Origin of the sequence: Inquilinus sp. Marseille-Q2685 (assembly GCF_916619195.1) — a bacterium.
Lineage (GTDB): Bacteria > Pseudomonadota > Alphaproteobacteria > DSM-16000 > Inquilinaceae > Inquilinus.
The window spans coordinates 201,758-220,461 of the sequence record NZ_CAKAKL010000008.1 but is presented as its reverse complement, the minus strand read 5'-3'; the positions used below and the strand labels follow the sequence as shown (position 1 = coordinate 220,461).

Sequence of the window (18,704 nt, the reverse complement as noted above, 5' to 3'; positions counted from 1 at the left end):
CTCCAATGGATGTAGGAGGAAGAGCGCAGAGCAATCGCAGAGCAAAGGAAGCTGGGAGGAGGGGGGACGCCGGCAGCATCGACCGGTCTTGCCGCCGCTTCCTCGCCGGCGTCCCGAACGCCGCGCTCCGCCGGCGCGGCCGGAAGCCGGACCGCAGTGCACAACCGTGATGTGCGATCGGCTTCAGGCCGGCCACTCTACGGGGGCGCCCCCGCCCGGCACCATTCAGGCTTCCTGCCGCCGCCCGGCTCCGTTCGGAGGAAGCCGGCTACGCCGCTCGGGGGAGATGGATCTGCCAATGGAGGCGTCGGGGGCCGCGCCGAAGGCTGGCTATGCTGGACAGGCACCATCCAGGCTTCTTCCGGCGTCAGCACGTCGGCCGCCAAGTATATCGTCATCGAACCAAAGGCGTTTCCATGCCGAAGATCGATATTTGCATTCCTTGCTACCATTACGGGCATTTTCTCGGAGACTGTCTCGACAGCGTTCTCGCCCAGGCGACCAAGGATCTCCGCATCCTCGTCATCGACGATGCCTCGACCGACGATTCCGTAGCGGTCGCCAGGCGCTACGCGGAACGGCATCCCTGCATCGAGGTGCTGGCGCATGCCGTCAATCACGGGCATATCCGCACCTATAACGAAGGCATCGCCTGGGCCCGGTCCGACTATCTGCTGCTGCTCAGCGCCGATGATCTGCTGGTGCCGGGCGCGCTCGATCGTGCGATCGCGGTGATGGACCGCCATCCGGACATCGCGCTGGTCTACGGCTTCGCCCACGACCTGCTTCCGGACCAGCCCCTGCCGCCGATGCCGGACCCGCAGGCCCAGCCGGAGTGGCGGATCGAGACGGGTATCGATTTCACCGCCCGCCTGTGCCGCGAGCCGGGCAATCCCATCGCCACCCCGACGGCGGTCGTCCGGACGGCCGCGCAGCAGAGCGTCGGCGGCTACCGTCCGGAATTGACGCATTCCGGCGACATGGAGATGTGGCTGCGGCTGGCGAGCCGGGGAGCCGTCGCCAGCACCCCGATGCTGCAGGGGATCAAGCGCGTGCACGGCCGCAACATGTCGGTCACGTCTTCCGACGTCATCCTGCGCGATTATCAGCAGCGCGCCGAGGCCTTCCGGTCGTTCTTCCGGAACGAGGGGCATGGGCTGGAGCACGCGCCTTTCCTGCACCGCCTGGCCCTGCGCCGGCTGGCGCAGCACGCCTTCTGGACCGCCATGGCGCAGTCGGCCCGCGGCCGTTGGGGCACCGCCCGCCGCCTGCTGCGGCTGGTGCACGAGCTCGACCCGTCGACTCCGTTCCTGCCGCTGCTCGGCGCCTTGACGCGGATTCACCGGCCGGACAGGCGCTTCGTCGCCCTGGTGCGGGACGTGCTCGGCCGCCGCGATCCGGCCGGGTGAGGCCGTTCGCACGCCATGCGATGGAGCGCCGTGTCCACTGTCCTGATGGATGAGGCACCCGCCGCCAAAAGGGGACGACAGGGCAGGGCATGCTCCTTCCGATCGGCCGCCCTCATTAGTTCTCCCGAATCGAGTTCGACGGGGCGCTGCGCCTAGCTTTTCAGACGCTTTGCGGGGATCGAGGCCTTTTCTTCTGCACTGCTTTTCCCGCCGCCATCGGCGGACCAGACGATTTCGGAAGGGGACGCGATGCCGGACCTGACGCCTCATTTGCTCAATGGCTTTCTGCTGGCCGTGGTTCTCGTGGCCTGGATGCAGCGGATCGCCCCGCGGCTGGGCCTGGTCGACCGGCCGTCGGAACGCAAGCGGCACGAAGGCATCGTGCCGAGATGCGGCGGCCTGGCGATGTTCGCCGCCTACGGCATCGGACTCCTGCTCTTCGACCGGACGTTGCAGGGCCCCTGGGTCTTCGTCGGCGGCCTCGCCGTCATCGTCGCGGCCGGCGCGGCGGACGATCGCCTCGATCTCCGGCCCCTGATCCGGCTTCTGGCGCAGACCTTCGCCGCCATCGCCATCATCGTCCTCGGGCAGCACCGGATCGCCGATCTGGGCGCCAGCACCCCGGGCCTGGCGTCGGCGCTGGGCGAGCCGCTCCTGTCGGCCGTCTGCCTGGTCATGACCATCGTCTTCCTGGTCGGCCTGACCAACGCCTTCAACATGATCGACGGCCTGGACGGGCTGGCCGGGGGGACCGCCGCGGCGGCCCTGTTCTGGCTGGCGCTGCTGGCCTCCTTCATCGGGCGGCAGGAGCTGGTGGCGGAGATCGCGCTGCTGCTGGCCGCGGTCCTCGGCTTCCTGGTGTTCAACACCCGCCATCGCTGGCGCCCGCGGGCGCTGGTGTTCATGGGCGATGCGGGCAGCACGATGCTGGGCGCCGCGATCGGCTATTTCATCATCGACCTCTCCTCCGGGCCGCAGCCGACGATTCCCTTCCCGGTCCTGCTGTGGGTCTGCATCATCCCGGTGGTCGACACGCTCAGCCTGATCGTGCGGCGGCTGCTGGCGGGGCGCAGCCCGTTCTCGCCCGACCGCTGGCATCTCCATCATCTTCTGCTCGACCTCGGCGTCCCGCACGCGCTCTCGGCGATGATCATCATCGGGGTGTCGATCCTGCTGGGCGCCGTCGCCTATCTCGGATCGGTGCTGTTGATCCCGGACTCGGTGCTGACCATCGGGCTCCTGGCGCCGGTCGCGACGCAGCTCGGCTTCGTCTGGATGGCGTCCCGGCGCGACCGCGTGCCGGCGGCCGGGCAGCTCGCTCCGGAACCCAGGCGATGAAGCTGGCCTATTTCGGCTTCCCGCATATCGGCGGCACATATTCGGTGTTCCGCCACCTGCATGCGGGACTGGCCCCGGCCGGCATCGATCTCCGCTGGCTCGGCCACGGGCCCGCGGCCCACGGCGCTGCCGGCAGCCCGGCCTTCCGCGCCGAGCGGGATCGCGGCACCGTGGTGGGCCGGCCGGGCGACGACGAGAAGGCCGGCGCCCGCGCGACGATCGAGGCGATCGAAGGCGGGGGCTTCGACGGCGTCTTCGTGAATGTCTGCGCCGACCGGGTGCAGACCAACTGCGCCCGCTACCTCTCCCCGCGGATCCTCCGGGTGATGATCGTGCACAACATCACCCCGGGGACCTATGCGGCGGCCCGGTCGATCCGGGACCATGTGCATGCCACGGTGGCCGTCTCCGACAGGATCCGGGCCGACCTCGTGTCGCATCATGGCTTCGACGCCGGCCGGACGGAGGTGATTCCGAACGGGATCGAGGCCGCCGGCATGGTCCGGGGCGACCGCCGCGGTGCCGGCGGTCGGCCGCGCCTGCTCTATCTCGGCCGGATCGAGGACCAGGCGAAAGGGGTGCTCTGGCTGCCGCGCATCCTGCGGGAGGTGCCGGAGCCGGTGACCCTCACCGTCGCCGGCGACGGCCCCGACCTGGCCCGCCTCAAGCAGGGCTGCGACGGCCTCGGCGGGCGCATCCGCTTCCGCGGTGCCGTCGCGCCGGAGGCCGTCGGCGCGCTGCTCGCGGAACATGACATGCTGATCATGCCCTCCCGCTTCGAAGGGTTCCCGGTGACGATGGTGGAGGCGATGACCGCCGGCTGCGTGCCCGTCGCGTCGCTGATCCGCGGCGTCACCGACATGGCGATCCGGGACGGGTGGAACGGGCGGCTCTTTCCGGTGGGCGACGTCAAGGCCGCGGCGCGCGCCGTGACGGAGCTGGCGCAGGATCCGGCGGCGCTGGCGCGGATGTCGGAGCGGGCGAGCCAGTCCGCGCGCGACCTGTTCGGCGTGGACCTGATGGCGCGGCGGTATCGGGACCTTCTCGACCGCCTGGCCGGGGCTCGCCCGGCGGTGGCCGCACCGCTCGATCTCGCGCGATGGAGCTTCCCGGCGGGGCTGAGGGACGGCTTCAGGACCTATCTGCCGACACCGGTCAAGAACGGCCTTCGGATGCTTCGTGAGCGCTACGCATGACGATCTTCCCCCAGAATGGCGGCCGGGCCTCGAGGAGGGCGGCACGATGCGGGCGATGACCCGATCCGCGGCGGCGCCGTCCGGCAGCCGGGCCGTGGCGGGGACCCGCCCGGATCTCCCGGACCAGGCGGAAGGGGGGGGCGAGCCGTCCAGGCCGAGCCCGCATTCGGCCGCCAACAAGGCCGCGCGGGCGGTGTGGGGGGTCGTCTGGCTGCTGCTCTACCGGCCGAGCCCCAAGCCCCTCCATGGCTGGCGGCGCTTCCTGCTGCGGCGTTTCGGGGCCCGGATCGGCCGTGCCGCCGTCGTGCACCCGTCCGCCCGCATCTGGGCGCCCTGGAACCTCGAGATCGGAGACCACGGCTGCCTCAGCCCCGGCGTCGACTGCTACGCGGTCGACCGCATCTCGATCGGCCGGCACGCGACCGTCAGCCAGTACAGCTTCCTCTGTGCCGCGGGCCACGACATCGATTCCGCGGACATGGCCCTGACCACCGCGCCGATCACGATCGGCGACCATGCCTGGGTGGCCGCCGACGCCTTCGTGGGGCCGGGCGTCGTCATCGGCGAAGGCGCCGTCGTCGGGGCCCGCGCCTCCGTCTTCAAGAACGTGCCGCCCTGGACGGTCGTCGTCGGCAACCCCGCCAGGATGATCCGCAACCGGTCCCGGGCGGTCGCGCAGCAGGGAAATCGCGCATGAGCATCTCCGTCCTGATCCTGACCCTGAACGAGGAACTCAACCTGCCGGACTGCCTGGATGCGGTGTCGTGGAGCGACGATATCGTCGTGCTCGATTCCGGCAGCACCGACCGGACGGTGGAGATCGCCAAGGCCGCAGGCGCGCGGGTGTATCATCGCGTGCAGGACAACGAGCACGCCCAGCGCACCTACGGGCTCAGGCAGATCGAGTTCAGGCATCCCTGGGTCTATATGCCGGATGCGGACGAGATCACGCCGCCGGACCTGCGGGACGAGATGCTCGCGATCGCCGCCGACCCGGGCCGCCCCGAAGTGATGTTCCGGGTCCGGTTCAAGAACATCTTCATGGGCCGCTGGATCCGCCACAGCAGCCTGTACCCGACCTGGGTGGTCCGCCTCGTGCGACCGGAGAAGATCTCGTTCGAGCGCCAGATCAATCTGCAATGCGTCGCCGACGGTCTGGAAGGACGCCTGCAGAGCCATTTCTACCACTACAGCTTCAACAAGGGCCTCAATGCCTGGTACGAGAAGCACAACCGGTATTCGTGGTTTGAGGCGCAGGAATCGCTGAAGAGCCTCCGGCGAGGCGGGCTGAAGCTCGCCGACATCTTCAGCGGTCGCGCCGAGCTGCGGCGGCGGGCGCTCAAGGAGCTGTCGTTCCGCCTGCCGTTCCGGCCGGCCCTGAGGTTCCTCTACATGTACTTCATCCGGGGCGGATTCCTCGATGGGGGGGCGGGCTATCTGTATTGCCGGCTGCTCACGGCCTATGAGTACATGATCGTCGTCAAGATGATGGAGATCCGCCGCCGCGAGCAGGGGCTGCGGGTGTGACGACGCCTCGCGCTGCCTGGGGGCGCCGGCTCGCGGCCGCGGCGGTCATCGCCGTCCTCGCCTACGGTGCCGTGGTCGCCGTGGGCCTGAAATCGGCCGAGACGCTGCTCTTCGTCCGGACCGCGCGGCAGCCGGCCGACGTCATCGTCGTTCTCGGCGGCGACGGCCCGCCTCGGGCGGCGCAGGCGGCCGCGCTCTACCGGGCCGGGGCGGCGCCGCGCGTCCTGGTCTCCGGCGGCGGCGACTGCGCCGACATCCGCCGCCTGATCGCCGAGACGGGCGTGCCGACGGAGGTGATCCAGATCGAGTGCGCATCCCGAAACACCTGGGAGAACGCCCTGTTCTCCGCCCCGATCCTGTCGGCCATGGGCGCGCGGCGCGCGATCCTGGTCACCAGCTGGTTTCACAGCCGCCGGGCGCTCGCCTGTTTCGAACGCACCGCGCCGCAGCTGGAGTGGATGTCGGCCCCGGTGGAGCCGGGGGGATCCGTCTGGCAGATGATGGGCCGGTCCGACGGGCTGTGGGTGATGAAGGAGTACGTCAAGCTCGGCTGGTACTCGCTGCGATACGGGATCGCCGTCTGATGAACGAATTCCTCACCTTCGGGCTGTTCGTCGTCTGCATCGCCCTGATGATCCAGGGCCTCAGGCGGCGCGGCGGGATCTACGGCTTCCCGTTCCTGGCCGGGGCGACCTTCCTGGGCTTCATCGTGCCGCAGATGGTCGGGCTCGCGCATGACCGCTTCCTGCCGGTCGGCGCCTTCGAGCAGACGGCGGTCTTCACCATCCTGTGCGCCATCATGTGCGGGGTCGGCTGGGCCGCCGGCGACAGGCCGGCCACCGGATTCCGATGGGTGTTCGACGAGAAGCGGCTGCTGTATGTCGCCGCCGGCATGTCTCTCCTCGGCGCCTATTTCTACTTCGCGCTGAGCCGGCTGCCGGCGGAAGCCCGGATGTCGACCATGCCGACAGGGACGGCGGTCATGTATCTGTTCTTCGCACGGATGCTGACCTACGGGTTCATGCTGTCGGTGCTCTGCTTCGGGCGCCGGCCGTCCCGCATCGCCCTGGCGATCGCGCTGTTCGATTCCCTCTTCGTTATCGACCGCATCCTGATGGGCGGGAAACGGGGCGAGTTCATCGAATTCGGCATGGCGATCCTGCTGGTCGCCTGGTTCCAGCGCGGCTGGGTGCTGCCGCGGACCCTCGCCCTTGGCGCGGTGCTGCTGGCCATCCTCGGCCTCAACAGCATCGGCGACTACCGCAACAACACGCGCCAGCAGAACGGACCCTCCATCGAGGGCGTCTCCAGCATCGACGTCCTCGGCAACTTCCGGAACGTGCTGCAGAATGGCGGGCCGGAGATGCGGAACGCCATCTATCTCATGGATGCGCAGAGCAAGACGCAGGAGTGGGATTACGGGATCTATCATTGGAATGTTCTGGTCTGGAACTTCGTGCCGGCGCAGGTGGTCGGTCAGACCTTCAAGCGTTCTCTGGTGATTCAGACCTTCGATGACCGCAACTATGTTCCGGATCTCGGCAGTACCGAGACCGGCATGGCCGACGCCTTCGGGTCATTCTACTATCTGGGCGCCTTCAAGTTCTTCCTGGTGGCTTATTTCCTGTCGCGGGTCTATCGCGCCGCCTGTTCCGGCTGGGCGCTGGCGCAGATCATCTACATCCTCTGCATCGCATCCGGCATGCTGACCATCACTCATCACACGCAGTGGGTGCCGAGCACGCTGGTGCATTTCGCTCTCCTGTTCCTGCCTTGCCTGCTCTTCGCCCGGATACGCCGGGTTCCGAACGATGAACCGCCGATCATCGCCGGAAGAGCGGTGCCGGCCGGATCGTCTTAGCGATCTCTCGGCGCGCCGGCATCTCAGAAGGAGGTTCGACCATGCATCGCGAGACGGCTACCGATCACGCGGTCGTCATCTGCTCGGCGAACCGGCCGAGCGTTCTCGGCGATACGATCGCCTCTCTCCGGCGCCAGATCGTGCAGCCGGCCGAGATCATCCTCTCGGTCCCGAGGCGCGAGGACGTGCCCCAGGCATTGTGGCGCGAGCCGGGCATCCGCATCGTCATTGCGCCGCGGGGTCTGCCGGCGCAGCGCAACTGCGCGCTGACGGAGCTGTCCCCCGGCGTCCGGCTGGTGACGTTCCTCGACGACGATATCGAGCTCGCCCCGGCCTATCTCCAGCGGATCCGGACCTTTTTCGCCGAGCATCCGGAGATCGCGCTGGCGGATGGCGAGCTGGTCCGCGACGGCGGGATCGGGCGGCCGGACGCGTTGCGGCTTCTCGCAGCCCAGCCCAAGCCGGCCGGCCGGTTCGCCTATACGCTGAACGCCATCGGCTGCAACATGACCGTGCGCCGGGAGATCGCCGACCAGGTGCGTTTCGACGAGCGGCTGCGGCTCTATGCGTGGCTCGAGGACGCGGACTTCACGCGGCGCTGCCTGGCCCTCGGGCGCTGTGCCCGCTGCGACGCCCAGGCCGTGCATCTCGCCGTTCCGGGCGGCCGGATCAGCGGCCGGCAGTTCGGCTTCGCGCAGATCATGAATTCGTACTATCTCAAGCGCAAAGGGCAGATGTCGTTCGCCGGCCTTCTCAGGGGGCATTGGGGGCGCGCCGTCGCGGCGAATCTCTGGGGGGCGCTGGCCCGCGACCATGCGGTCGACCGCCTGGGCCGGCTCAGGGGAAATCTCGTCGCCTTTTCCCTTCTCGTCCGCGGCCGGTGCGAGCCGGAGTATGTGGAGCGGCTTTGACCGGGCCCGGAGGCCTCACGCAAAGGGCGGCTCGACCTCGACCTCGAGGCGCAGGACGGCCTGCTCCGCCTCGGATCCGAGGGCCGGGGCTGGAACCGCGCCCGGCTCGGTGACGATCAGCGCCCAGGCCGCGCGGACATAGCGGAGATCCGGCAGCTGCCGCGCCGGCCGGCCGCCGATGGTGAAGCCGTCATTCGGGTTCAGCCGCAGGCCGGTGCCGGTCACCTCGCGCGTCCCCGCCTGGGTCAGGTCGATGTTCAGCTCGAACGGCTCCGGCCCCTCTTCCCGCAAGGTGAGGAAGCACCCCGGCGACGGCCCGGTATAAGGTCTCAGCACGATGCAGCGGAACGCCGTGAGATAGCCTGGCAGCCAAGCCGGGCGGGAGGCGACGGTCGATCGCAGCACCATCCGCAGGCGGCGTGAATGGTCGATCTCGTCTTCCCAGGTGAGATCGGGCGGATCCGGACGGGTGCCGGGCAATCCGGTCGAGCGGCAGCCGGTGACGGACAGGGACAGGAGGCGGGGGATCGACAGCCGGGCTCCGGGCCGAAGCCGCCCCGGCACGGAGACGCCGATGACGGCCCCGTCGCCGGCATCCGCGATCTCCGAGCAGCGGCCGAATTGCGGGCCGTCCGGTCCTTCGATCCGGATCGGCCAGCCCTCTTCGAGAAGATCGACCAGGGTGGAATAGGCCTGGCTGCCATAGGCGACATGAAGCCGGTTCCCGTCGCGGAGCCGGACGTCGCGCCCGTCGATCGCGGCCTCGATCCAGACCGGCCCGCGCAGGGCATGCCCCGTCGGGTCGCCGCGGCCGAAGAAGCGGCAGCCGGTGACGGTCATGCGACGGGTCGGGTTCGGGCCTTCCAGATTGATTCCGCGCCGGTCTTCCCCTGGAGAAGCCGGCCCGGGAAAGGTGCAGCCGTCGACCACGGCCTCACGGGCGAGGATCTGGGCGTCGCCTTCGATCGTGCAGTTGCGGAGGGTCAGATGGTTGACCCCGGTGCATTGCTGGAGCGATCCGATCGTGCAGCCTTCGAAACTCAACCGGTCGATCAGCTTGTCCGGTTCGGTATAGGCGAAGGAACAGTTGCGGACCTGCACGTCGCCAACCTGCGAGACGCCGAAGGCGATCAGGTCGCAGTCTTCGACGACGGCCTGCATGGTGCCGTTGATGTTCAGGGTTTCGCGCGTGGTCCTGATGCCGGCGTCACGCACGGCGTGACGGGGATTGGACGCGACGGTCAGCCCGAGGAACCGCTGCGACAGGGCCAGCGGACAGTCCGGCCGGTCGATCGCCACGATCCGGGCGCTGCCGATGGCCGGCGGCTGCGACGGATCCTCGGGCCAGTCGTCGCGATGGAGATGGCGCAGGGGGCGGTCCAGCCGGATCACCAGGCCGTCGACGGCGGTGACCCGGGCCCGCTCGAAGTACCGCATGTTCGGCGGGTAGCCGTATTGCTGCTGCGCGTAGGACTGGATCAGCACCCAGTTCCCGGACGCGAAGGGAAGCGGGGCCGCCGGGGCGAGGAGGGTCACGGCCTCGTCCCCCGGCCTGGCCGTACGAAGCCGCAGCCCGTATTGCTCCGCCGGCCCGGCCGAGGTGTCGCCATAGGCCGGACCGTCCGCCGCCCAGGCCCAGTAATGGTCCCGGTTGCTCATGAGCGGCGCCTGGTCGATGTCGTACGGGCCGGAATGCAGGCACTGGATGGTCGCGCCGTAGCCCAGGACGGTGACCCGGCGGAGCCCCCAGGTCCAGCGGTTCCAGGTGTAGCGATAGCGCCCCGGATCGAGGCGGATGACGAATTCGACGGGTGGGCGCTGCGGATCCGCGGCGCGGAAGCGATCATCCTCCGCCTGCCGCTGCCGCAGTGTCCGGTGCATGGCGCGGAAGGCGGAGGTGTCGTCCGCCTCCCCGTCGCCGCGCGCGCCGAAATCCCGCGGCGTGTAGATCTGCGTCACCGTGCTCGGCGGAACCTCGGCCGCCGAAGCAGGGGCGGCCGAGGCGGCTGCGCCGGCGACCGCGAGGCCGGACAGGCCCCTGAGCACATCGCGCCGGAAGGGACCGGCCGTCACCATGGCCTGGCATGCCTGGCTCGTCCCAGCCAGGTCCTCGGGCGGGTGCCGAGCCAGGACAGGACACGGGCCCTGCCGCCGATCTCGGACAGCAGCGGGTGGTCGGTCGCCAGCAATCCGATCAGCCAGGCTGCCGCCGTGGCTGGAACCACGATCAGCATCGCGGCGAGCGGCCGCTCGAAGCGGAACCCTTCCATGGCCACCGCCGCAAGCGGGATGACCGCCGTGCCCAGCGCCACGAGGGCGCTGCGCCGGCACGCCGCCGCCAGCTCGCCCCAGCTGAAGGGAATCGACCGACGGATGAAGGTGAACGACGCGAAGATCTGCAGCGGCGCCGTCAGGAACAGGCTCGCCGCCACCCAGTGCAGCCCGGCGAAGGCGCTGCCGATGATGACGGCGATGCAGGGCGGGAGGACGATCAGGCTGAGGATCAGGGTGTCCCTGACCCTTTGCACCGAGACCAGCGCGGGATAGGTCATGAAGGCGGGGAACAGGGCCCATGAGGCGAGGGCCATGGTGCTCACCAGCGGCGCCACGGCCGACCATTGCGGCCCGAACAGCAGCTGTACGGCGGGATCCGCCAGCAGGGCCAGGCAAAGCAGGAACGGCCACTGCACCGCGCTCATGTAGCTGATCCCGCGCAGATAGGCGTATTTCAGGTTCTCGCCGCTGCGCACCTGGGCGGCGAAGGCCGGCAGGACCACGGGCTCGATCGCGCTGGCGATCGTGCGCTCCGTCATCTGGCACAGCATGGTCGCCCGGCTGTACAGGCCGACCGCCTCGAAGCCGAGGATGCGGCCCAGCGCCAGCTGCGGCAGCATCATGTAGAACAGGTTCAGGATCGCGGTCGCGCTCGAATAGCCGCCGAAGGAGACGACGGCCCGCCAATCCCTCAGCGTCAGGCGGAAGATCCAGAGCTGGGGGCGGTGCAGCAGCGCGAGGGCGGTGCTCGCCAGCCCGCCGATGACCGATCCCCAGGCGGGCCCGGCATATCCGGCGCCGAGCAGCACCAGGGCGACGGCGCTGACCAGGTTCACCACCGCGCCGGAGATCATGATGACCGCGATGGCGTCGAAGGCCATGTCGCGCCGCAGCAGCGCCAGGCTCGGGCTGAGGAACGGCCCGATCAGGAAGCCCAGGGCCGCGATGTGCAGGACGGGCTCGAGCCTCGGCTCGTCATAGAAGGCGGCGATCGGGCCCGCCAGGGCATAGGCCGTGCCGGCGAGGGCGAGCGACAGGATCAGCATCACGGTGAAGGCGGTGCCGGCCCCCGTCGGCGTGATGTCCCGGGCCTGGATGAGATAGACGCTGGTGCCGAAATCGCGCAGGGCTTCGGTGATCATGAAGATCGCCGCGGCGATCGCGAGGACGCCGATCTCGTCGGGATGCAGCAGCCGAGCCAGGATGGCGGCCATCAGCAGGTTGATGACGTTGATCGAGTACCGGGCGATGAAGGCGAAGATGATGGAGCGGCGCAATCGGATCATCTCCCTCGGGCGATCGGGCGGCTTTCCGGGAAGGGATGATCAGGCCAGCCTGATCGTGTCGGGCGGCGGCTGCTGGCCGAGCAGCCAGCGATAGACCTGTTCGAACTGCCGGGCGACGGCGGGCCAGGAGAAGCGGTCGGTGACGAGCGCCCGTCCCCTGGCGCCCATGGCCGCGCGCTGCCGGTCGGTCATGGCGGTCAGGCGGCGCAGGCCGTCCGCGATGGACGCCACATCCGGCTGGATGGCGACGGCGGCGTCATGGGCGAAGCCCTCCGGCAGGTTGCATTGCGGCGTGAGCAGCGCGGGGAGACCGTGGGACCAGGCCTCCAGTGCGGCGATCGGCATCCCCTCGCTGAATGACGGAAGAACGAAGCCGTGCGATGCGCCGAAGCATGCGGACTTGTGGATGCCATAGGCTGGACCGACGATGTGGACGCTCTCCTGCACGCCGACCTGCTCGATCGTGGATTGGAGCTCCTGGAGATAGGTGTCGGGGCCGGGGCCGACGAAGACCAGGTGCCACCGTGCCGCTGCGGGCCACCCTGCCTGCAGCGCTGACCAGGCGCGGATCAGCTGAGCGGGGCCCTTCTTCGGCGTCACCCGGCCGAGATAGAGCAGCACCCTGGCATCCTCGGGGATGCGGCCGTGCCAGGGCGGCGGCGGCAGGTCCGCGGGCGGTGGGCTGACGCCGTTCGGAACAAGGCAGATCGGGGCCGTGTAGCCGAGGGCGCGGATCGACTGCATCTCGGATTCGTTGAGGGCGTGCAGGCAGGACGCGCCGCGCAGATGCGAATCCTCGTAGAGCCGCATCGCCAGGCCCTTCTTCCACGACTTGCTGGCGAGCGCCCAGGGGTCGAGCATGCCCTCCGGGCTGAGGACGTAGGGTCGCCGGGTCCGTCGATGCCAGCGCTGCGCCGCGATTGACGGATACATCCAGAGGCCGTGGACATGCAGCAGATCGATGTCGGATTCGTCGAGAAGGATGTCGAGCTGCCGGGAATAGCCGAAGCTCCTCGGGCCCAAGCTTCGCGCCCGGCGGATGGAAATGCCGTCCCAGCCTTCCGACGGCTCGGCATCGCCGCGGCGCTGCAACGTCAGCACGTCGACCTGAACCGACGACGGATCGTGCATGGTGCGGGCGAGCTCCCGCACGACTTCCGACACGCCACCATCGGCCGCGGCGGTGGAGGCCAGCATCATTCCGATCTTGATCAGAGGGGTCGGCGGCGCCTCCTGGTCGGACGTGGCGGCGGAACACCTTTGTGAGATGGCCGGACGGGCCTGCATGGTCGATCCTCTCAACGGACGGCCAGGGCCGGCCTGTGCTCGCCGGGCTGCGCCAGCGCCTGGCGGAGCCGGCGGCCATAGCCGGCGAGATCGAAGTCGCGGGCCCTGGCCTGGGCCTGGCGGGACATATCGGCGAGACGGCCGCGATGCCCATGCAGGAAGGCGAGCGCCTCGGCGATGGCGGCCGCATCGCGGATGGGGACGACGAAGCCGTCGAGGCCGTCGCGCACGACGCTGCCGCTGTTCGCGGTGGTGATCACGGGCAGCCCGGCGGCCATCGCCTCATAGATCACCGTCGCCGACCCCTCGCAGATCGACGGCAGGAGGAAGACGTCGGCCCAGGCATAGTGGTCGAGGATCTCGGCCCGCGGGACCGGTCCCGTGATCTCGACCAGATCGCCCAGGCGGGAGCGGGCCTGCTCGGGAAGGTTGCACGGACCGACCATGCGGAACACGGCATGCCCTGCCAGCTGCCGCGCGGCCTCGGCGACATAGGGGGACCCCTTGCGCAGACCGACGGCGCCGATGGTGAGCACGCGCAGAGGGCCGCCGATGCGGCGCCGCTCCGGAAGCTGGAAGCGGGCGTCGACCCCATAAGGCACCAGAACGCAACGACCGGCCGGCCCGCCGCTCTCGATCACGGTCTGCCGCACGAACTCGGACGGGCAGACGATCAGGTCGGCCGCTTCCCATTCGGCCTTCTCGCGCGCGCCGAATGCCTCGGCATGGCGGTCCGGCGGTCCGGGTCTCTCCCAGTCGGGGAACCGCGCGGCCTCCTCCTGGATCAGCCGCTCGACGATTCCGCGCGGCGCGATGATCTGCTCGACCGCCGTCCACAGCCCCGCCGCGCGGGCCGCCTGCATCTGCTCCAGGCACTCGCCGGCGATTCCGTAGAAGCCGTCCGCGTCGCCGAAACCCCGCCGCACGACGCGCCTGGAAAACGCCCGCGCCGTGGCGAGCATCGCGGCCGTCTCCTCGGAGGGGCTGCGCGCGCGCATGCGATGCAGGGTGTAGAGCAGCCCGATCCCGTTGAAGCAGGTCATCCGATCGGCCGGGATGTCGGCCGGGACCCTGCCGGCGAGGCGCCGCAGGCCGTTGTTCAGGACGCTCCGGGGCAAGCGGCCGAGCAGGCGGGGCCAGCCCTTCGTGGCGCAGATGTCGGTGTAGAAATGCGTGAGCATCCCGGCCCGGTGCAGGATGCGCGGCACGGCGTAGTGCATGCGCGCGCCCAGCTGGCTGACGACGATGCTTCTGGTCACGATGCCTTCTTCTTCGCCAGTGGCGGCTCGAGCGCCTGGGAGATCGCGCCGTCGGGCCGGCGCAGGAGGCGCATCATCAGGCCTGCCCATTGATCGCATCCCCGCGTCTGGGTGTATTCGGTCTCGAACAGCCGGCGCGCATCGGCGCCCATCCGGGCGCAGGTCTCCGGCGACTCCGCCAGTTCGCGGATGCAGGTCGCCAGCCCCTCGCCGTCGCCGATGACGACGGACCGGCCGCACCGGGCCTGGGTGAGGGCGGAGCCGACTTCGCCGGCCAGGTCGCCGACGAAGATCGTCGGGCGGCCGGCGGCCAGGATGCCGTAAAACTTGCTGGGAATGATGCAGGGTTCGAGCGACGGCAGCAGCGAGACGAGGTGCACGTCCGCGGCGCAGAGGCTCTCGGCAAGACGCTCGCTCGGCTGCAGCGGCTGGAACTGGACATTGTGCAGCCGGCTCTGCCGGACACGCTTCTCCACCTCCGGCCGCCGGTGGCCGTCGCCGATGAAGAGGAACCTGATGTCGTCACGCGATCTCAGGCGTTCCGCGGCGGCAAGCACCGTGTCGAATTCGTGCGCCCGGCCGAAATTGCCGGAATATCCGACGACGAATTTGCCTTCGAGCCCCCATTGCCGCCGCAGGGGATTGGCGGCCGGCGGCACCGGGCGGATGTCCGTTCCGTCGGCCCAGTGGTGGACGACCTTCAGCCTGTCCGCGGCGACGCCTCGATCTTCCAGGAGCCGTGCCATCGTGCCGATCGGCGGCACGTTGACGGCGGCCTGCCGGAGCGACCAGTCGCGCAGGGCCAGCGCCACGGTGCCGAGAGGGCCGGCGCCCGGCACGCCGAGACGGAGGGCGACCTCCGGGAACAGGTCGTGCAGCCAGTTCACCATCTGCGCGTCCTTGAGCCGGAGCGGCAGGGCCAGCGTCACCGACAGCAGCGGCGGATCGGTGCCGATGATGCAGATGTCGCCGGGCTCGACATGCCGCCGCACCCACAGCGCCGCGGAGATGTGAAAGGTGAGGTAGTCGAGAGCCCGGCCCCAGAGGGTCGCCCGGCCGAAGCCGGAGGTCCAGAGGCGCTGCAGCCGGACCGCGCCCATCTGCCCTTCGGGGGGCAGGCGCCCACTGCGGTCGTTGTGAATGTCGCGACTGGCCAGGCCGACCACGGTGAATCCCCGCTCCGCCAGGCCCGTCGCCAGGCTCGACGTCATCCGGCTGGTCGCCGACTGGTCGGGATACAGGTAACGGTTCACAAGAATGATTTTCATGAATCGCGCGGTCCTGGTTCCTTTCGCCGACGGCTTTGGGAGGGCCGCCCTCGGGACGAACGCGCATCGCCAGTTGTTCGTCCGCACTCTCGATGCCGCTACAGTGGTGCGCTGTTCCGCGGCGCAGCAAGAAGCGCAAAGGCGGTAGCTGTCGCTCGCGGGGCGGAACCGTCGCCCCCCGGGGGGACCGTCGATCAACCGGGAGAGGTAGGTGCATCCTCACCCTGGCCCCGCCGGGGTTATCAAAATGGCCGGCCCGATTGAGCCGCCAGCATTCCCTTGGTCAAATTCTTATTCTGGCTGAGCGCGGTATGGTTCCGTGCGGCCTCGATTGAGGCGCCTAAATCAATATTCATGCCCCTTACAATTAAGTGAGAATCGATGAATGCCGATCACCAATGTCGATCTCGGAGAAGGCGTTGTCATTTTTCACGACGGCCTGGTCAATCTTTATGGCTGCACCATAGGCGCCCACACCAGGATCGGCCCCTTCGTAGAGATCCAGAAAAACGCCCGCATCGGCGAGTCCTGCAAGATCTCGTCCCATTCGTTCATCTGTGAAGGGGTAGTGATCGAGGACGAGGTGATGATCGCGCACGGCGTGATGTTCACCAACGGCCTTCTGCCGCAGGCGACCAATCCGGACGGCAGCCTTCAGGTCGACGGGGACTGGGAGCTGACGCCGACCCTGATCCGGCGGCGGGCGTCGATCGGCTCGAACGCCACGATCATCGGCGGAGTCACGGTCGGTGCGGAGGCTCTGGTCGGCGCCGGCGCCGTCGTGACCCGCGATGTTCCCGACTTCGCCATCGTCGCAGGCGTTCCGGCGCGCGTCATCGGCGATGTGCGCGAGGCGCGGAGAAGGCGGGGGGCGGAGCTGGCAAACATACTCAACTCTCGAAGGGGGCCGTGTCGTGATCGGTGTGGGGTTGGTGGGGTACGGCTACTGGGGGCCCAATCTGGCGCGCACCGTGGCCGAAACCGAAGGCTGTGCCGTCGCCGCCGTCGCGGACATGTCCGACGATGCCCTGAGGCGGGCGCATAAGCGCCATCCGACGGCGCGTCTGCTCTCCGACTGGCGCGAGCTGGTGGCCGATCCGCGGGTCGACGCCGTGGTGGTGGCGACGCCCGTCGCGAGCCATTTCGATATCGCCCTCGCCGCCCTGCGGGCCGGCAAGCACGTCCTCGTCGAGAAGCCGATCGCGGAATCCTCCGCCCAGGCGTCGATCCTGATCGAGGAGGCGGCGCAGCGCGGCCTGACGCTGATGGTGGATCACACCTTCATCTATACCGGCGCGGTGCAGAAGATCGAGGAGATGATCTCCTCGGGCGCGATCGGCGACATCTATTACTACGACTCCACGCGGATCAACCTGGGACTGTTCCAGCGGGACGTGAACGTGTTGTGGGACCTGGCGGTCCATGACCTCGCGATCCTCGATTTCGTCCTGCCGACGCATCCCGTCGCCGTATCCGCCAGCGGCACCGGCCATGTCCCCGGCAATCCCGAGAACATGGCGCAGCTGACGATCTTCTTCAGCGGCGGCGCCATCGCCCACCTGAACGTCAACTGGCTCGCACCCGTCAAGATCCGGCAGACGCTGATCGGCGGCAGCCGCCGGATGATCGTCTATGACGACCTGCAGGCCAGCGAGAAGGTGAAGGTCTACGATCGCGGCATCGATCTGGCCAGCGACGTGCAGGACATCCACAAGCTGCTCGTCTCCTACCGGATGGGGGACATGTGGTCGCCCCAGATCTCGGTCAAGGAAGCCCTGCTGACCGAGGTCGAACACTTCGTCCACTGCATCCAGACCAAGTCGCGGCCCACGACGGACGGAAGCAGCGGCCTCCGTATCGTCGAGATGCTGGAAGCGGCCTCGCAGTCGATGAAGCAGCGGGGCCAGCCCGTCGACCTCGTCAAGCTGCGGAGAGCGTCATGATACCTTTCCTGGATCTGCGGGCGCAGTACCGCCAGATCGGCCCCGAGCTCGAGCGTTCGGTCCTGGAGGTGCTGCGCAGCGCCGACTATGTCCTGGGCGCACCCGTCGCGGATTTCGAGGACGGCTTTGCCGCCTATTGCGGCGTCCGGGAGGCGGTGGCCCTGAACACCGGAACCTCGGCCCTGCACCTCGCCCTGCTGGCGGCGGGCGTCGGTCCGGGTGACGAGGTCATCACGGTTCCGATGACCTTCGTCGCCACCGTTGCCGCCATCCTCTATGCCGGGGCGACGCCGGTCTTCGTCGACATCGATCCCGTGACCTGGACGATGGATCCGACGGCGCTCGAGGCGGCGCTGTCGCCGAAGACGAAGGCGATCGTGCCGGTCCATCTGCATGGCCGCCTGGCCGATATGGATTCGATCCTGGCAATCGCCCATCGGCATGGCGTCTGGGTGATCGAGGATGCGGCGCAGGCGCATGGCGCCTGGCGCGGCGGCATCGCCGCCGGGACATTCGGCGATATCGGCTGCTTCAGCTTCTATCCCGGCAAGAATCTCGGCGCCGTGGGCGAGGGGGGAGCCATCGTCACCAACCGCGCCGATCTGGCGGAGACGATCCGCTGCCTGCGGGACTGGGGCCAGAACGGCAAGTACAATCACGTCCGGCACGGCTTCAACTACCGCATGGATGCCATCCAGGGGGCTGCCCTCGGCGTCAAGCTGCGCCATCTGGACGAGTGGACGGATGGCCGCCGGCGGGTCGCGGCCGTGTACGACGAGGCCCTGTCCGGCGTCGCCGGCCTCCGGCTCCCGGCCCGGTCGACGGGCGAGGACCATGCCTATCACGTCTACGCCATCCAGGTGGACGACCGCGACGACGTCCGGTCCCGCCTGGCGCAGATCGGCGTCGCCACCGGCATCCATTACCCGCGGCCGGTCCATCTGCAGCCGGCCTATGCCGGGCTGGGTTACGGGCCCGGGCAGTTCCCGGTCAGCGAGGCCATGGCCGCCCAGACGCTGTCCCTGCCGATCTATCCGGAGCTGGCAGAGGACGTGGCGCGCCAGATCGCCCGGGCGGTGACAGAAATCTGCCAACCACAAAAGGCCTCGGTCGCCTGACCGACATCAATTCCCACCTTCCTGATT

Annotated in this window: 16 protein-coding genes; 11 read left to right on the top strand and 5 right to left on the bottom strand. The window is 69.0% G+C overall.

The window, feature by feature from the left end:
• The first annotated feature begins 416 nt into the window (after nucleotides 1-416).
• The 8 genes from LG391_RS28605 to LG391_RS28570 all read left to right on the top strand — a co-directional run bounded on the left by LG391_RS28605 (nucleotide 417) and on the right by LG391_RS28570 (nucleotide 8,242).
• Complete coding sequence (locus LG391_RS28605; protein WP_225771468.1) at nucleotides 417-1,409, top strand: glycosyltransferase family 2 protein; 993 nt, start codon at nucleotides 417-419, stop codon at nucleotides 1,407-1,409.
• A gap of 249 nt (nucleotides 1,410-1,658) precedes the next feature.
• Nucleotides 1,659-2,747, top strand: coding sequence for an MraY family glycosyltransferase (locus LG391_RS28600; protein ID WP_225771466.1), 1,089 nt, complete (start codon nucleotides 1,659-1,661; stop codon nucleotides 2,745-2,747).
• Nucleotides 2,744-3,943, top strand: a complete 1,200-nt coding sequence (locus LG391_RS28595) for a glycosyltransferase family 4 protein (RefSeq protein ID WP_225771464.1) — start codon at nucleotides 2,744-2,746, stop codon at nucleotides 3,941-3,943. The genes LG391_RS28600 and LG391_RS28595 overlap by 4 nt, the downstream gene beginning before the upstream one ends.
• Before the next feature lie 55 nt (nucleotides 3,944-3,998).
• Nucleotides 3,999-4,640 carry a hypothetical protein gene (locus tag LG391_RS28590; protein WP_225771462.1) on the top strand — a complete coding sequence of 214 codons (642 nt, stop codon included), beginning with the start codon at nucleotides 3,999-4,001 and terminating at the stop codon, nucleotides 4,638-4,640.
• Nucleotides 4,637-5,470 carry a glycosyltransferase family 2 protein gene (locus tag LG391_RS28585; RefSeq protein WP_225771460.1) on the top strand — a complete coding sequence of 278 codons (834 nt, stop codon included), beginning with the start codon at nucleotides 4,637-4,639 and terminating at the stop codon, nucleotides 5,468-5,470. Before LG391_RS28590 ends, LG391_RS28585 begins: the two co-directional genes overlap by 4 nt.
• Entirely contained in the window at nucleotides 5,467-6,054 is a 588-nt protein-coding gene (locus LG391_RS28580) for a YdcF family protein (protein WP_225771458.1), read from the top strand. The genes LG391_RS28585 and LG391_RS28580 overlap by 4 nt, the downstream gene beginning before the upstream one ends.
• Nucleotides 6,054-7,331: a hypothetical protein gene (locus LG391_RS28575; RefSeq protein ID WP_225771456.1), complete on the top strand. Its 1,278-nt coding sequence runs from the start codon at nucleotides 6,054-6,056 to the stop codon at nucleotides 7,329-7,331. Before LG391_RS28580 ends, LG391_RS28575 begins: the two co-directional genes overlap by 1 nt.
• A 41-nt stretch (nucleotides 7,332-7,372) precedes the next feature.
• Nucleotides 7,373-8,242, top strand: a complete 870-nt coding sequence (locus LG391_RS28570) for a glycosyltransferase family 2 protein (protein WP_225771455.1) — start codon at nucleotides 7,373-7,375, stop codon at nucleotides 8,240-8,242.
• 15 nt (nucleotides 8,243-8,257) lie between these two features.
• On the opposite strand, the gene LG391_RS28565 is transcribed toward LG391_RS28570, so the two are convergent.
• From LG391_RS28565 to LG391_RS28545, 5 genes are read right to left on the bottom strand one after another with little or no spacing between them, the layout of a single operon-like run.
• Entirely contained in the window at nucleotides 8,258-10,318 is a 2,061-nt protein-coding gene (locus LG391_RS28565; protein WP_225771454.1) for a hypothetical protein, read from the bottom strand.
• Nucleotides 10,312-11,793, bottom strand: coding sequence for a lipopolysaccharide biosynthesis protein (locus LG391_RS28560; RefSeq protein ID WP_225771453.1), 1,482 nt, complete (start codon nucleotides 11,791-11,793; stop codon nucleotides 10,312-10,314). Before LG391_RS28560 ends, LG391_RS28565 begins: the two co-directional genes overlap by 7 nt.
• 48 nt (nucleotides 11,794-11,841) lie before the next feature.
• Nucleotides 11,842-13,089, bottom strand: coding sequence for a glycosyltransferase (locus tag LG391_RS28555; protein ID WP_225771452.1), 1,248 nt, complete (start codon nucleotides 13,087-13,089; stop codon nucleotides 11,842-11,844).
• Nucleotides 13,090-13,100: 11 nt separating this feature from the next.
• Complete coding sequence (locus tag LG391_RS28550) at nucleotides 13,101-14,348, bottom strand: glycosyltransferase family 4 protein (RefSeq protein WP_225771451.1); 1,248 nt, start codon at nucleotides 14,346-14,348, stop codon at nucleotides 13,101-13,103.
• Nucleotides 14,345-15,616, bottom strand: coding sequence for a glycosyltransferase family 4 protein (locus LG391_RS28545; protein ID WP_225771450.1), 1,272 nt, complete (start codon nucleotides 15,614-15,616; stop codon nucleotides 14,345-14,347). Before LG391_RS28545 ends, LG391_RS28550 begins: the two co-directional genes overlap by 4 nt.
• A gap of 385 nt (nucleotides 15,617-16,001) precedes the next feature.
• Here LG391_RS28545 and LG391_RS34905 point away from each other — a divergent pair, with 385 nt between their 5' ends.
• From LG391_RS34905 to LG391_RS28525, 3 genes are read left to right on the top strand one after another with little or no spacing between them, the layout of a single operon-like run.
• Nucleotides 16,002-16,661, top strand: a complete 660-nt coding sequence (locus LG391_RS34905) for an acyltransferase (protein ID WP_304608573.1) — start codon at nucleotides 16,002-16,004, stop codon at nucleotides 16,659-16,661.
• On the top strand, nucleotides 16,549-17,559 hold the full coding sequence (locus LG391_RS28530; RefSeq protein ID WP_304608576.1) for a Gfo/Idh/MocA family protein: 1,011 nt from the start codon (nucleotides 16,549-16,551) through the stop codon (nucleotides 17,557-17,559). The genes LG391_RS34905 and LG391_RS28530 overlap by 113 nt, the downstream gene beginning before the upstream one ends.
• The gene (locus LG391_RS28525; protein ID WP_225771448.1) at nucleotides 17,556-18,677 is read left to right on the top strand and encodes a DegT/DnrJ/EryC1/StrS aminotransferase family protein; all 1,122 of its coding nucleotides are present in this window, start codon (nucleotides 17,556-17,558) and stop codon (nucleotides 18,675-18,677) included. The genes LG391_RS28530 and LG391_RS28525 overlap by 4 nt, the downstream gene beginning before the upstream one ends.
• The last annotated feature ends 27 nt before the right edge of the window (nucleotides 18,678-18,704 follow it).

Bases quoted from the DNA above. Each gene is read 5' to 3' on its own strand.
- LG391_RS28605 (WP_225771468.1), top strand. From the start codon at position 417: ATGCCGAAGATCGATATTTGCATTCCTTGCTACCATTACGGGCATTTT.
- LG391_RS28600 (WP_225771466.1), top strand. From the start codon at position 1,659: ATGCCGGACCTGACGCCTCATTTGCTCAATGGCTTTCTGCTGGCCGTG.
- LG391_RS28595 (WP_225771464.1), top strand. From the start codon at position 2,744: ATGAAGCTGGCCTATTTCGGCTTCCCGCATATCGGCGGCACATATTCG.
- LG391_RS28590 (WP_225771462.1), top strand. From the start codon at position 3,999: ATGACCCGATCCGCGGCGGCGCCGTCCGGCAGCCGGGCCGTGGCGGGG.
- LG391_RS28585 (WP_225771460.1), top strand. From the start codon at position 4,637: ATGAGCATCTCCGTCCTGATCCTGACCCTGAACGAGGAACTCAACCTG.
- LG391_RS28575 (WP_225771456.1), top strand. From the start codon at position 6,054: ATGAACGAATTCCTCACCTTCGGGCTGTTCGTCGTCTGCATCGCCCTG.
- LG391_RS28570 (WP_225771455.1), top strand. From the start codon at position 7,373: ATGCATCGCGAGACGGCTACCGATCACGCGGTCGTCATCTGCTCGGCG.
- LG391_RS28565 (WP_225771454.1), bottom strand. From the start codon at position 10,318: ATGGTGACGGCCGGTCCCTTCCGGCGCGATGTGCTCAGGGGCCTGTCC.
- LG391_RS28555 (WP_225771452.1), bottom strand. From the start codon at position 13,089: ATGCAGGCCCGTCCGGCCATCTCACAAAGGTGTTCCGCCGCCACGTCC.
- LG391_RS28545 (WP_225771450.1), bottom strand. From the start codon at position 15,616: ATGAAAATCATTCTTGTGAACCGTTACCTGTATCCCGACCAGTCGGCG.
- LG391_RS34905 (WP_304608573.1), top strand. From the start codon at position 16,002: ATGCCGATCACCAATGTCGATCTCGGAGAAGGCGTTGTCATTTTTCAC.
- LG391_RS28525 (WP_225771448.1), top strand. From the start codon at position 17,556: ATGATACCTTTCCTGGATCTGCGGGCGCAGTACCGCCAGATCGGCCCC.